The organism is Escherichia sp. HH091_1A, assembly GCF_030295175.1.
GTDB classification, from domain to species: Bacteria; Pseudomonadota; Gammaproteobacteria; order Enterobacterales; family Enterobacteriaceae; genus Escherichia; species Escherichia coli_F.
Genome location: NZ_AP025747.1, coordinates 2298260 through 2310849, shown reverse-complemented (window position 1 = coordinate 2310849; position 12590 = coordinate 2298260). Strand labels below are relative to the sequence as shown.

Here is a 12590-nt window from a genome sequence, read left to right as displayed (position 1 = left end):
CTTTGCTTTGCTTAATTCAGCGACGAGGCATTCGGAATCAATCAGATTATTTTCCGCAGTGGACAGTGCTTGTTTCAGTCGCTCGATTTCTTCAGCCATGTAATAGCCGGTTTTACTCCAGGTATCGACATCATCGTCACTCATATCCAGTTCCATCGACGCCATCAGAACGGCGTCGTGATAGTTCTGGCTACCGCAGGTGATTGCAACGGCGTAGGAGTCACTATTTTCTCGCTTATGGATAAGTACAACTGGGTTTTTGATCTTGCCCATCCCGCACCTCAGTAATTCATTAAAAATTTATATTCAATCAGCGCACCGAAAACGACGGGCACCAGCAGCAGACTAAACAGCATGGACAGGAGGAATGACTTCATCAATTTGCCTCCCGCTGTACGATTTTGTAGGCGCGCAGGATGTCGCGTGTTTTTCCTGACAACGATGACTTAACCCAGAAAAAGCCGCTGCGGTTTTCAGAGATCCCCTGTACATTAAACAGCACCGCATCAACAACGCGGTTATGCTTTTGCAATGTCAGGCGGGAACTGGTGATCACGATGTTCGCTACGGCACCATAGTCCTGGTATTGGATTTTCATTTACATGTTCCCCATAACGGTATCGCTCATGTCGTTGACCATGCTCTGCCAGATTTCTTTGCCGCTTTGCGTCAGCTCGTTTCCACGAACGCATTTGCTTAACAGCTGAATACCAACGGCTTCCCATTGGGGGTAATTTTCTTTGATAGCCTTCAGAGCATAACCATCGATTAAGTCTCTGATGCCTTTAACCCCACCGATGATGTTTACTCGTATGGATTGTCCATTGGCATTAATCATGAAATGATCGCCGCTGGTGGCGGATATGTGGTTGTGCAGTGCAGCCGCATACTGGTTTGCCAGCGCATTGAGGCGGAAATTTTGTGTAATGAGTGGCATTATTTACCCTCCCAACCAATCACCTGAAACAGCCCCATCTTTGGGTGATACCAGCGGGTACCACGTGGCTCTGCCTCTGACATCATCTGATGAAATGCTTTCATGAATGGCTCCAGCTCCACGATAGCCCGGCGCGAAAGAAGACCATCTGGTGTCATAAATTCGTGCGTATCGGTTGGGAGGCTGTAGGCATTGACCAGATTGCGGCACTTGGCATCAGTCATTCCGCTTTTGGCGACCACCTGGCGATAACCGACATATCCGGCGCGCATATTTCCGCGTTTGATGGTTTCCACCGCTTCTGTGACTGTTTCGAGCTGATCTTCCACATGATTCAGGCGCTTCTGTTGACGAACGGCGTCGGCGGCCATCGCAGCGATCATCTCGATTTCCGTTAGCGGTGCGCGAGTGCGGAAGTAGCTGTTAACCAGTTCGCGCTGGACCTTCCAGGCCAAATCATCGTTGAATGGCTTGGTAAGCATCAGGTACCCCGCTTCCGTAAATACTCTCAGGCCGCGAAAAGGCACATCAACATTAAAAGGACGTAATACGTTGTTTTCTGAATATTCAATAAGATACGTGTCAATCCCTTCAACAAAACGCTCTTTGTTACGAAGGTAAGCAGCGCTTGCTGTGCCTTCCGGTCGCTGGTGGACTTCATCAATCATCGCCAGCGTCACAACACGCTGACCGCGATATTCGACTGCCGGAAGCTGTTTGTTATTGATCGTTACTATGTTCATTTTCGTCCACCTCAGTGCATAACTGGCATGTCTGGCATACCGTCTTTCTGAATCAGTTCAATGAAGCTGTCATGTAGTATGTTGAATCCCTCCCGGCCCATCGCTGACAGCCTGAATCCGCATTTCTCGTCAGTTACAACCATGTCCTGATACATACGCAGCGCCATCTGCTGGCCAACGTCAGGCCCGTATTTTTCAATTGCGCCAGCCTCGATATGGTTAGCGAGTGCGAAGCGCTCAGACCACGGATAAATGCTGATTGAACCGGGTTTTCCTGTGTATACAACGGCTGTATCTACGCCGCCCTTGTCATTCGGAACATCGACAGTCCCGTTCTTCTCCTGCTCCTCAGCAATGAACACGGCGACAACAAGCCAGCGCCATAGGATGATTTGTTTTTCAATACACGGCATAAACCAGCCGCTTTCAATCCCTTCCATAATGCAAGCTATCAGATCGAGCCCGTCCGGAATTCGTTTGTCATAGTTACCGTTGTCGATCTGGAGAACCGCAGTTGAATAACCAATAATTCGATTACCAAAACGGATGCCTGTTGATGTAGGTTCAGGGGTAATGGTTGAATTAATCATCAATACTCTCCTTTTGGTTTGAAGGTTTATTGTTCATTTCCGGTCCTTAACTTTGCTGTATCGTTCATGGCTCATTACTTCCCAGTTCTGGCCGCCGTCTCGGGACAGCAGCCGCCAGCGGCGATTAACCCTCAGACTCAGGTTTCCGGAGCCGTGCATACGACAGGGATGAATTCGTCTGGCTCTGAACAGGCGGAGAACACGGACCGCCTGCAGGTGCACCCACTCAGGAATTCGTATTGCTGTCAGGGCCATTGTCCTTCTCTCCTGCAGGTGGAATAATCGTGTAGCCAGCTCTTTCTGCCAGCCATATAAAAGTATCCATGCTGCCGGCGAATTCATTATCCAACAGGTGTCTTGAGTAAGTTACCTTTCCATTTTCAATGGTTAGCAACACTCTTACTTTTTCGTGTATAAGAGGGGATAAATCAGGCATCAGTTAATTCCTCCACTGATATATTTTTCTTTTTCGTAATCAACAACCTCTTTTAAAAGGTTGTCTACAATTAACTTCCCCGATTCAGTTAGATACTCAGTGTGTTGATTAATATTGATGGCATTCCGGTATGCGGTAAGTATTGCGGTCTCGCCATCCGTCCGTCCAAATTCAACACGGGTAAGACCTTCAAATCGTAATAACAGTTGTGTCATGAAGTGTTCCGTAATTTCGATGGTAGTTAACCCTCCGTCAGGAAGATTTACGATGAGAAAATTTCCTCCTGTTTTACGTTGCATCCGCTGTAATGCTGTTGTGACTATGCGGTGACGATATTTACCAATGATTTCATATGCCATTTGTTATTTCCCGTATGCTTTCCTGAGAAACAGTATTGCAACCGACCAGTATCCTGTACTAGCCATTAATAATGCGGTTTTATAAGCACTTCTGTTTTTCATGCATCACCATTATTTTCTGGTTGTGAAAACCCCCGACCAGAGGCCGTCATGCTTTTATGTGTGATTTTCTATTGAGAATTCTTTATTCGTTACGTAGTGTTTCTATATACTCGTAAGCCATTTCACAGGTCTTATTCATGGAGCGAATGAGGCAGCATAAAAATCGTCTGTCTCTCCTGAGTCGGGCGAATTCTTAAATATAAATTCAAGCATTGATGTATTCTCTTTTATTTGTGCCGCCACTTCCTCAAGAATATTTAATGGAGTTTTCATGTTCTTTGCTCCTTAAATGCATCGCATGCGCTTCTGGCGTATTGTTGTGCCAGTAAAAAGATGTCATCCGAAAGTTCATCACATTCTTCATCACCTGAAGCCGAAATGATTAACCACGCTTCAAGCAGTACGGCAATGTGATGAAAAGCTGTTTCCGGTTCGTTGGTGAGGTCTTTGAACATTTTCATTTTATGCTTTCTCCTGATTTTGTTTATAAGCACCAGTCAATAACCACATTGGATCACAGCCAAGAACATTAGCCAGAGGAATAACCTGGCTTGCCAGAGGTTCAGCCTTGCCGTTCTCCCACTGGATGATGATATCTTCATCGAGATCGAGCAGTTCAGCGAGTTCTCCTGTTGTTAAACCGCAGGCTTCGCGTTGGGTGCGAAGGCGATTCAGTGAATTAATAGCTAAATTTTGTTTGTATGAACGCGCTGATTTAGCCTGTGCTGTTCTGGTGAGCTTAAGTAAGTTTTCATTAATTGAATGGCTAATCCTCCAAGCAATGCTTATGCACGATTCAATCTCGTTGATTCCGCCGCTTGCTTGTGTGATTGCAGATGCAATAACAGAGAGTAAATCGCTCAAAACTTGTGATTCGTCTGCCATGCCCAATAAGTCAAGTTCGTTATCTTTAGTACTCATAACTTCATATGTAACTTTTGTTGCGTTAACTAAACTCTGCAAACAATAACCAAAGATAATATTTGAGGCAAGAAAAAAATAATAAAAGTTAGTTTTGTGGTGGGATGGAAAAGGCAACCTATTGAATAGATTGCCTTTTTATAATTATTTGCGTTGTTTTCTTACTCTCAGTAATTCTTCGAATAGTCTGTTGAAGTTCTCAACTCTTGCTGATATCTCATTGATTAAATTTGTTTTTTCTGAGTCAGGTAGTTGGTTGAATAAACTCAGTAACTGAGTTTGCTGTTCATCTAATTCTGTTGGAAGTTCATCTACTGGTGTTGGAGAACTATCTTCGTCACCAAAAAGTAACCATGTCGGGGAACATTTTAGAGCGTCACTTAGTGCGAAAAGGTTTTTTCCGCTGGGTTCATTTTGCCCATTTTCCCACTTCAGGATGCTGACACCTGACAGGCCTAGCATCTTGGCTAGAGCTAACTTGGTAAGTCCTAACTCTTTACGTCTCATAGTAATACGTTCGCTCATTTCCATGGGGATCCTCTCTACTTGGTTGGGGTATTAATATATGTTAACTTGAACTAACTGTTGTTATAGATGTAATATAAACATAAGTTATTTGGAGGAATCATGAAAACACAAGACGTAGTTGCATTTTTTGGAACTAAAGCAAAGGTTGCGCGAGCTTTGGGTATATCGCAAGTAGCTGTTACCAAATGGGGAGAAATTGTACCGAAAGGGCGTGCTCTGGAGCTTGAGAAACTAACTGATGGAGCTCTGAAGTGCGATCTGAACCTGTACAAGAACCGTTTGCGCAAAAACAAGCGTGGAGCACACATCCAAGCTTAGCGCGCACGGGGGAGGTGAAGGGCTTGTATGTCCCAGAATTACGTTCAGACAGAGATGCCATCTAGGTACTGCCAGGCAGACGAAGAGTGGATTCAGCAGCAGTTACAGGGGCTGCCTCCGTCACTGAGACGGAAAGTGGCCCTTAAGTACGCGGAGGTATACGAAAACACTTTTGATGCTGAGCCTGTTTCATTCCGCAAGGAGAACAGGGCAAGGCATGAAGCAAACACAAGGCTCCGCCTGTTTGTGAGAAATCAGGGCAGAGCTTTACAGGGGTATACAACTCAGCCGCCCCTGGCAGGATCACAGTAACGATCTGTAGGTCGCCGGGCTTAAAGGTGCCGGGCGATAGCAGGAAGGTGAATACTCAATTTGGATGTGTGGACGTCTAAGTGTTTAGATGCCTGGACGTATTCACCACCCCTAAATGTTTATGGGGGAAAGGGGGCGGTGTTGATCTTTTAGCGCGAAGCGCTGGAACAGGCTTTTCCAAGAAGACAGTTAAATAGGTTAGGTAGATCTCTGTATAGGGAAATACCAGAAGACGCTCAGATGTTTAGACGTCCAGGTGTAAAGATTGGAGGTGATTTTATGGTTAACAATTTTGCTGATGAAAAATGGATTCCGGTTCCTGTTGCTCCTTACGGCAACGCTTACCTCGTTAGTTCGGCTGGACGCATTCGCGGTGTTAATCGTGTAGCTGAATCAGAATTTTTTATTCGTCAAATCCGTGGAGTGATCCTCAAAGGGAGGGTGCGTCGGGATGGATATAAGGCCGTTAACCTGAGCTACAAACGAAATCGTCAAACATTTGCCATTCATCGCCTGGTAGCGCTGGCTTTTTGCGACAACCCACACAATCACACTGAGGTTAATCACAAAGACGGCAACAAACTAAATAACCACGCATCCAATCTGGAGTGGGTTAGCCACAAAGAAAATATTCAGCACTCAATTCTTACAGGACTCAATAAATCGCAGGGGGCTGACAACAAGCAATTTAAGGGCCTAATTGTCGCTACAAATCTTTCGACCGGGGAGGAGCAAACTTTTTGCGGGAAAAAGGCGCTAATTAGTGCTGGGTTTGATCACGGTAGTGTTTATGCGGTTATTGCTGGAAGAGTAAAGTCTCATCGTGGCCACTATTTCAAGCGCCTCCCACTGAACCATGAGGAGGCAGCTTAATGCTGAATATTGAACCGAATTTTGCACAGGAGCGAGCGCTAAACATGTTGCGCCGTGACTGGAAGGCAAACGACACCTTCATGGTGTACTCGCCAACAGGTAGCGGTAAAACGGGTCTGGCAGCCTTCATAGTTGCTGGTTTTGTCAGCCGTGGTATGCGCGTTCTGTTCTGTGTTCCGTACACCATCCTGATTGGTCAGACGGCTAATCGGTTCGTGCAGTATGGTTTACCTGGAGATGAAATCGGTTATATCTGGGCGGATCACCCGAACTACGATCCGGACCGGAAAATTCAGATTGCCAGCGCTGACACGCTTATTCGTCGTGTTTTTCCTGAAAATATCGATCTGTTGATTATCGACGAAGCGCACCTGCGTAAAAAACGCATCCTGAAGGATATCGAACGTCTGCGCGGCAAAGGCGTAAAGGTGATTGGCCTGTCGGGTACTCCGTTTTCCCCGTTCCTGGGCAAATACTATGACCGACTGATTAAGCCGACCACAATCGGCGAGTTAATCCAGCGTGGCGATTTGAGTAAATACGAATTTTACGCGCCAACTAAGCCGGATCTGAAAGGTGTTAAAACCACATCTTCGCTTGAGTACGGTCGGGATTACAACGAAACGCAGCTGGCTGAAATCATGTGCGGATCTACGCTGGTGGGCGACATCGTACAGAACTGGCTGGAGAATGGTCGGGATCTACCTACCATCGCTTTCTGCGTCAACGTAGCCCACGCCAATTACCTGACAATCCAGTTTAACCTCGCAGGTGTTAACGCTGAGGTAATGACCGCAGACACTCCGGTAGATGAGCGCCAGACCATCATTCACCGCTTTGAAACTGGTGCAACGAAAATCATCGTTAGTGTGGGCGTGCTGGTGGCCGGCTTCGATAGTGACGTTCGTTGCATCATCTACGCCAGGCCAACAAAAAGCGAAATTCGCTGGTTGCAGGCACTCGGGCGTGGGCTGCGCACCGCACCGGGTAAAGAGTCCTGCCTCATCTTCGATCATAGCGGCACCGTGCACCGTCTGGGTTATCCGGATTCAATCGAGTACGACGATCTTCCCGGTAAGTCTGACGGTATGGAGGAAAGCGCGCGCCGCGCAGTTGAGGAACGGGCCGAAAAACTGCCACATGAATGCCCTCAATGCCACTACATGAAGCCAGCTGGCGTCTATGTTTGCCCGAAATGTGGACACAAGCCGCTGCGAGGTGAAGACGTTGATACTGACACTAGCCGCAAACTTAATAAGCTGGGTAAAAATCAGCATCAGTCGACGAAGGCAGAGAAACAGTCCTGGTGGAGTCAGATCAAATTTTATCAGCGCCAGCGTGCTTCGCTGGGGCGTCCAGTCAGTGATGGATGGTGTGCTCACACTTTCAGGGAGAAATTCGGTGAATGGCCTGATGGGTTGAGCAGTTTCCCGATGGAAATAAGCCCAGAGGTAAGTAACTACATCAAACACAAGCTGATTCGGTTTGCCAAAGGCCGTCAGCGGACGCAGAGAACTATAGAAAAATTGCAGGCAACGGTTCCTCTGTCTCAGGAACGAGGTGAGCGAAGCGAGATGCCAATAGGCACTGAGGCCTGGCGCATCATGCAAGCAAAGCAACAACTCCAGAAAAATATAAACAGTTTGAGTCAGTAAGATGAAAACAGCAGCTGCAGCGAAAGGCCGCTGGCCTGAAATATTAGAGCACTTCGGCTTGCCGCCGATAACAGGAAAAAATCACTTCAAGGGTGAATGCCCGGTATGCGGTGCACGTGGCAAGTTCCGAATTGATGACCGCGACGGTGCAGGAACGTGGATCTGTGTATGTGGTAGTGGCGATGGTATGAAACTTGTCACCCTGACACAGGCGAAGCCATTTAACGAGATTTGTACCGAAATAGACCGCCTGATCGGTAATGATTACCAACGGGTTAAAATTCCGGTAATCAGCAGCGCCACCAGCTTACGCAAACGGGTATTGAGCAAGTTTTCAAAACTGGAGGCACTGCGTGGTACATCCGGCGCAGCGTATCTTAATTCTCGTGGAATATTCAGTCTTCCTGCTGAGGCGATCCGGTTCAATGCCAGGCAGAGACACAACGGGAGTGTGTTCCAGTCCCTTTATTCACTTGCTACGGACGATAAAGGGGAGTTGTGCTATCTGCACCAGACTCTGCTTGATGGTGATAAAAAAGCAGATATCGGTAGCAGTGCAAAGCGCCTCAAATCCCTGCAGGAAGATAACTATTTGGATCACGCTTGTTCTGTAGCTATCCGCATGTTTCCTGTTGCTAGCACTCTGGGTATCGCCGAAGGCATCGAAACAGCGCTGTCAGCGCACCAGATTTATAACGTGAACACCTGGGCAACCATTAACAGCGGCTTTATGAAAAAGTTCCGCGTACCAGCTGGTGTTCTGCACCTGATTATTTTTGCCGACCGTGACGAGAACAGCGCCACCGGGCTGGCTGCGGCTTGCGAATGTGCTCATGCCAATCTGATGGCAAAGAATGACCTGCAGCGCGTGAGCGTGTACTGGCCGGATCACGATGATTTCAACAATATGCTCCTGAACGGTGATCTGGTTCGAGAGCTGGTTTTCCATAAGAAAAAGGCGGTTGCGTAATGCGTACTGATAACAACGAACATAAAGCACTATTCACCATCCCGACGGCAGCGTACAGCTCCGCCCTCGCAAACATCAAGCCCCTGCCAGAGCAACGGAGAATCACCGGGCATAAGCAGACTGATGCTTATCTTTGGGTGCTGGAGGTTATACGTCTGAATGAACCCGCACATCTGGATGCTGCTGAGGCTGCGCTGGTGAAAATTAAAATTTCCCCAAAAGAGGCCCAGGAACGCTATTCGCGTTATCTGCTGGCGAATGGTGTCGATCCTTTCCAGATTGCTTTCGGTACCATCGGTATGGATAACCCGGCACAGGCAATCAGAATTGCCCGGGAGAATATCAAAAAAGCAGCATCAGTCAGGGCTACGTTTGGTAGCTATGAAGCAGCACTCGAAGATGTGGAAGCCGAGCGAGTGCTCAAGTCTTCCCAGAAATTTATCGACGATCATCTCTGGGGCTGGACTGCAGCCGAGAAGAAAGCGGGCAGAATTGACGGCATCCGTATGAATGAAATTGATGATCAGCGTCGTGCATATGTTGATGGCTATCGTGATGTACTGCCAGAGCCTCATACATTGTCAGACGTAGTTCGTGAGTTTGTTTACTGGGACTGGCTCTACAGTGTTCGCCACACTGCAACTAAAGAACAGGGCGATAAGTTTGGTTACTCTGAGCATCACGAATCGGTATATGACCGCGAGCGCTACCTTGAAAAATTGCTGATGACCATCAAACCGGTGACACGGGCTGAAGCTGTGGAGGTGTGTCGCTGGTTCCTGGCTAGTGGTAAGGGGGAGTACATGAAAGATGACGGCGCTGCAGTCATACTCAATCTGGTTGGGGAGTGTGAACAATGAAGCCTGAGGCATCGCTAAAATACTTCCGCCATCAGTGCATCGCGGAAATCAATATAACGAAACAACGTAACGGTTCTCTGGGAACGATTTACCGGCGTTTTTATAACGGACATTTTCTGCCCGTAGACCAGGAAAGCGCACAGGTTCTTTCCACCCCAATGCGGCCATCCCAGCCGCGCAGATACAGCAACAAACGAACTGACAGCAGTAAGATGGAGCGCTTCTTTTGAACAACCAGACAATGACTTTTACCCCTGAACAATTGCGTAAACAGGCACAGGAAATGTTGCGACAGGCGGAACAACTGGAAAAAACAGGTGTAACAAAAGATGCCATTCGTCGGGATATGGTGCCGGCGCTCAGGGAACTGATGCAGGCGAAACATCGCGCACAAAAAGCAGTGGATGAGCTTGTTGATTGTGTGGCAGAACTGGAAACCAAAGTTGGAAAGTTTGAAAAAATGGTGCAGGAGGTGCTGCGCTGATGCGCCATGAGTTTATTTTACCTTATCCGCCGACGGTGAATACTTACTGGCGACGTCATGGCAATACGTATTTCATCTCGGAAGCCGGAAAGCGTTATCGCCGTGATGTGGCTCTAATTGTTCGCCAGCAGCGGCTGAAATTAAACCTGTCCGGAAGGCTGGCGATAAAGATTATTGCAGAGCCACCGGATAAGCGCCGTCGTGACCTGGACAACATTCTGAAAGCACCGCTGGATGCGCTGACGCATGCGGGGCTTCTCATTGACGACGAGCAGTTTGATGAAATTAATATTGTGCGCGGACTGCCTGTTCCTGGTGGTCGGTTGGGGATAAAAATCACAGAGCTGGAGCGTGCATGAATAACCAGTATTTACAGTTTGTGCGTGAGCAGCTCATTATCGCCACCGCCGATTTGAGTGGGGCAACAAAAGGTCAGCTTGAAGCCTGGCAGGAGAATGCCATGTTTGATACAGGGCGTTACAGGCGTAAAAAAATCCGGTACCGCGATGAAGTGACCGGAAAAATGATAACGCTGGATAATCCACCAATCCCGGGGAAACAATCGCTGGCGAAGGGGGCGTCAATTCCTCTGGTAAGTCAGGTTGAGTTTTCGACATCATCATGGCGACGGGCAGTTCTGTCTCTTGAGGAACACCATAAAGCCTGGTTGCTGTGGTGTTACAGTGGCAGCATTTGCTGGGAACATCAGATTGCGATAACTCAGTGGGCGTGGAATGAATTTAACGCGCAATCTGGTACCAGAAAAATTGCGGAGAAAACACGGGAGCGCCTGAAAAAATTAATCTGGCTGGCGGTGCAGGATGTGAAGAGCGAGCTGGCTGGGAGTGAGACTTATGAATATCAGGAACTGGCTGAATTGATGGGGGTTGCTAAATCCACATGGACAGAGACATACCGACCTCGCTGGGAGATTATGCGTGACTGTGTTACAGGCCTAGACAAAGATGCGCTTATATCGGCAATGCACTTACGTTCACAACAAAAGGTGTATCTAATACCAGGTTAAATATTGCAAAACCGAACTGAAAAGTGTATTTTGCGCATAAATCTGATATTTTGCCGATTTTTTACGCGATGGCAAAGTAAGCAAGGCCCGCCGCTGAGCGGGTTTTTTTATGCCTGAAAAATGGTACAGAACATTAAACGCGCTGGTGGTTGCGAATACTGGTCTTTCAGCTTGCTGGCTGTTTCGACAAGAGTTATTGGTATGTCACGTTAACCAGAAAAGGGAAAAGGCATGCTAAAACAGCAGGATATGACCGAAACCGCCAGAGTGGTGTTTAATGAATTAAGCGTCACCGAACCGGCGACCGTCGGGGAAATTGCGCAGAATACTTACCTTTCACGCGAACGCTGTCAGTTAATACTGACCCAGCTTGTTATGGCGGGTCTGGCAGATTATCAGTTCGGTTGTTACAGACGCCTTCCGCAGTGAAGGTTTTTTAATTTGTGGTAATGGGCGGCTGGTGGGTGTTAGCGGCACCTGTCAGTCATGCTCTTATGTGTTGATGAGAATTTACCTTTTGGGGCTATAATTGAGCCAACCAATTGCTAATTAAAGTAAAATTATAATGGCTGTTGTCTGTTCAGTTATCATGGTTTGCTCCCCAATTAATATTTTTCTTGAAAAGGATAAGTTGTCACTTAAGCCCGGCTCAGTCGTTCTGGCCACCAAATGCATCAGGGAACTGTTCCTTATGCATTATGGCAAAGTTAAAATTGTCGATATAAACCATTCCATAGTAAGTCAATATCTGGAAAGTCAGCATAAGCTGACGAGGACTCGTCTGACTGACATTCCGCTTTACCTGTTCCTGGAACCCAACAATCCTGCGTTGGCTGCGGCTTTAATTACCAGCCAGAGATTTTACGGAGATACCACGGATATGTTTCTTATGATGGCCTGCCTGTCGCTGTTTGAATCAGATGAACGGATGTCATTATTTTTAAGTGGATGTGTATCCAGTATAAGCACCAAAGTTAGAGCGATTATTCAAACAGATATATCATCAAGCTGGACGCTTGGTGCGATTGCTCTACAGTTGCATATGAGTGAGAGTTTGTTAAAGAAAAAACTCAAGGGTGAAGGTCTCAGGTTCAGTAGTTTGTTACTTGAGGAACGGATGCGGGTTGCTGTAAATATGCTATGTTCCCGACATGGATATGGGCAGGCTGTAGCAGAAAAATGCGGTTATTCAAGTAGGTCCTACTTTATCTCTGTATTTCACCGCTATTATGGCTTCCCGCCAGACAGATATGTATCTATGCAAGGGCTTGATTTTTGATTTCATCTGATTATTATTTTCGGCCCGGCCCTTTAGCTCAGTGGTGAGAGCGAGCGACTCATAATCGCCAGGTCGCTGGTTCAAATCCAGCAAGGGCCACCATAACGTACCGCCATTAGCTCATCAGGAAGAGCAGACGACACGATAACAGGGTTGTTGGTGCGGGGTTCGAGTCCTCGATGGCGGTCCATTATCT

General features: G+C 47.3%; 22 protein-coding genes, 2 tRNA genes and 1 pseudogene. 14 read left to right on the top strand and 11 right to left on the bottom strand.

Going from position 1 to position 12590, the window contains the following annotated elements:
* Nucleotides 1-376 precede the first annotated feature (376 nt).
* The 11 genes from QUF14_RS11565 to QUF14_RS11515 form a co-directional block, all read right to left on the bottom strand.
* Nucleotides 377-598, bottom strand: coding sequence for a hypothetical protein (locus QUF14_RS11565; RefSeq protein WP_059332715.1), 222 nt, complete (start codon nucleotides 596-598; stop codon nucleotides 377-379).
* Nucleotides 599-937: a hypothetical protein gene (locus tag QUF14_RS11560; protein ID WP_054249955.1), complete on the bottom strand. Its 339-nt coding sequence runs from the start codon at nucleotides 935-937 to the stop codon at nucleotides 599-601.
* The gene (locus QUF14_RS11555) at nucleotides 937-1680 is read right to left on the bottom strand and encodes an ORF6N domain-containing protein (RefSeq protein ID WP_100733562.1); all 744 of its coding nucleotides are present in this window, start codon (nucleotides 1678-1680) and stop codon (nucleotides 937-939) included. Before QUF14_RS11555 ends, QUF14_RS11560 begins: the two co-directional genes overlap by 1 nt.
* 11 nt (nucleotides 1681-1691) lie before the next feature.
* Nucleotides 1692-2270 carry a hypothetical protein gene (locus QUF14_RS11550; RefSeq protein ID WP_162777066.1) on the bottom strand — a complete coding sequence of 193 codons (579 nt, stop codon included), beginning with the start codon at nucleotides 2268-2270 and terminating at the stop codon, nucleotides 1692-1694.
* A 33-nt stretch (nucleotides 2271-2303) separates the two neighbouring features.
* Nucleotides 2304-2525 (bottom strand): ParE family toxin-like protein, encoded by a 222-nt coding sequence (locus QUF14_RS11545; protein WP_100733563.1) that lies wholly within the window; start codon nucleotides 2523-2525, stop codon nucleotides 2304-2306.
* Nucleotides 2497-2706, bottom strand: a complete 210-nt coding sequence (locus QUF14_RS11540) for a hypothetical protein (RefSeq protein WP_059332713.1) — start codon at nucleotides 2704-2706, stop codon at nucleotides 2497-2499. Before QUF14_RS11540 ends, QUF14_RS11545 begins: the two co-directional genes overlap by 29 nt.
* Nucleotides 2706-3065: a hypothetical protein gene (locus tag QUF14_RS11535; protein WP_100733564.1), complete on the bottom strand. Its 360-nt coding sequence runs from the start codon at nucleotides 3063-3065 to the stop codon at nucleotides 2706-2708. Before QUF14_RS11535 ends, QUF14_RS11540 begins: the two co-directional genes overlap by 1 nt.
* 237 nt (nucleotides 3066-3302) lie before the next feature.
* Nucleotides 3303-3440 (bottom strand): hypothetical protein, encoded by a 138-nt coding sequence (locus QUF14_RS11530; RefSeq protein ID WP_249822533.1) that lies wholly within the window; start codon nucleotides 3438-3440, stop codon nucleotides 3303-3305.
* The gene (locus QUF14_RS11525; protein ID WP_100733565.1) at nucleotides 3437-3628 is read right to left on the bottom strand and encodes a hypothetical protein; all 192 of its coding nucleotides are present in this window, start codon (nucleotides 3626-3628) and stop codon (nucleotides 3437-3439) included. The genes QUF14_RS11530 and QUF14_RS11525 overlap by 4 nt, the downstream gene beginning before the upstream one ends.
* A gap of 1 nt (nucleotide 3629) precedes the next feature.
* Nucleotides 3630-4088: a helix-turn-helix domain-containing protein gene (locus tag QUF14_RS11520; protein WP_249822534.1), complete on the bottom strand. Its 459-nt coding sequence runs from the start codon at nucleotides 4086-4088 to the stop codon at nucleotides 3630-3632.
* Nucleotides 4089-4232: 144 nt separating this feature from the next.
* Nucleotides 4233-4613 (bottom strand): helix-turn-helix domain-containing protein, encoded by a 381-nt coding sequence (locus QUF14_RS11515; RefSeq protein WP_375547511.1) that lies wholly within the window; start codon nucleotides 4611-4613, stop codon nucleotides 4233-4235.
* A 102-nt stretch (nucleotides 4614-4715) separates the two neighbouring features.
* Here QUF14_RS11515 and QUF14_RS11510 point away from each other — a divergent pair, with 102 nt between their 5' ends.
* The 14 genes and pseudogenes from QUF14_RS11510 (at nucleotide 4716) to QUF14_RS11445 (ending at nucleotide 12584) form a co-directional block, all read left to right on the top strand.
* Nucleotides 4716-4934: a Cro/CI family transcriptional regulator gene (locus QUF14_RS11510; protein WP_100733567.1), complete on the top strand. Its 219-nt coding sequence runs from the start codon at nucleotides 4716-4718 to the stop codon at nucleotides 4932-4934.
* Between the two features lie 27 nt (nucleotides 4935-4961).
* Nucleotides 4962-5246 carry a hypothetical protein gene (locus QUF14_RS11505; RefSeq protein WP_100733568.1) on the top strand — a complete coding sequence of 95 codons (285 nt, stop codon included), beginning with the start codon at nucleotides 4962-4964 and terminating at the stop codon, nucleotides 5244-5246.
* 279 nt (nucleotides 5247-5525) lie between these two features.
* A complete protein-coding gene (locus QUF14_RS11500; protein WP_100733574.1) occupies nucleotides 5526-6119 on the top strand; it encodes an NUMOD4 domain-containing protein in 594 nt (197 codons plus the stop codon).
* Nucleotides 6119-7774: a DEAD/DEAH box helicase gene (locus QUF14_RS11495; RefSeq protein WP_100733569.1), complete on the top strand. Its 1656-nt coding sequence runs from the start codon at nucleotides 6119-6121 to the stop codon at nucleotides 7772-7774. The genes QUF14_RS11500 and QUF14_RS11495 overlap by 1 nt, the downstream gene beginning before the upstream one ends.
* Nucleotide 7775: 1 nt before the next feature.
* Nucleotides 7776-8744, top strand: a complete 969-nt coding sequence (locus QUF14_RS11490) for a toprim domain-containing protein (protein WP_000844622.1) — start codon at nucleotides 7776-7778, stop codon at nucleotides 8742-8744.
* Entirely contained in the window at nucleotides 8744-9604 is an 861-nt protein-coding gene (locus QUF14_RS11485; protein WP_001258395.1) for a hypothetical protein, read from the top strand. The genes QUF14_RS11490 and QUF14_RS11485 overlap by 1 nt, the downstream gene beginning before the upstream one ends.
* 38 nt (nucleotides 9605-9642) lie before the next feature.
* Nucleotides 9643-9834: pseudogene (locus tag QUF14_RS11480) on the top strand (replicative DNA helicase); the annotation flags it as partial.
* Nucleotides 9831-10088, top strand: a complete 258-nt coding sequence (locus QUF14_RS11475; protein WP_001064806.1) for a hypothetical protein — start codon at nucleotides 9831-9833, stop codon at nucleotides 10086-10088. The pseudogene QUF14_RS11480 and the gene QUF14_RS11475, both read left to right, overlap by 4 nt.
* On the top strand, nucleotides 10088-10447 hold the full coding sequence (locus QUF14_RS11470) for a RusA family crossover junction endodeoxyribonuclease (RefSeq protein WP_100733570.1): 360 nt from the start codon (nucleotides 10088-10090) through the stop codon (nucleotides 10445-10447). Before QUF14_RS11475 ends, QUF14_RS11470 begins: the two co-directional genes overlap by 1 nt.
* The gene (locus QUF14_RS11465; protein ID WP_100733571.1) at nucleotides 10444-11115 is read left to right on the top strand and encodes a bacteriophage antitermination protein Q; all 672 of its coding nucleotides are present in this window, start codon (nucleotides 10444-10446) and stop codon (nucleotides 11113-11115) included. The genes QUF14_RS11470 and QUF14_RS11465 overlap by 4 nt, the downstream gene beginning before the upstream one ends.
* A 231-nt stretch (nucleotides 11116-11346) precedes the next feature.
* Nucleotides 11347-11544 (top strand): hypothetical protein, encoded by a 198-nt coding sequence (locus QUF14_RS11460; protein ID WP_000917767.1) that lies wholly within the window; start codon nucleotides 11347-11349, stop codon nucleotides 11542-11544.
* A 136-nt stretch (nucleotides 11545-11680) separates the two neighbouring features.
* Nucleotides 11681-12394, top strand: coding sequence for a helix-turn-helix domain-containing protein (locus QUF14_RS11455; RefSeq protein ID WP_100733572.1), 714 nt, complete (start codon nucleotides 11681-11683; stop codon nucleotides 12392-12394).
* A 26-nt stretch (nucleotides 12395-12420) separates the two neighbouring features.
* Nucleotides 12421-12496: transfer RNA gene (locus QUF14_RS11450), tRNA-Ile, on the top strand.
* 7 nt (nucleotides 12497-12503) lie between these two features.
* Nucleotides 12504-12584 (top strand) — tRNA-OTHER (locus QUF14_RS11445).
* The last annotated feature ends 6 nt before the right edge of the window (nucleotides 12585-12590 follow it).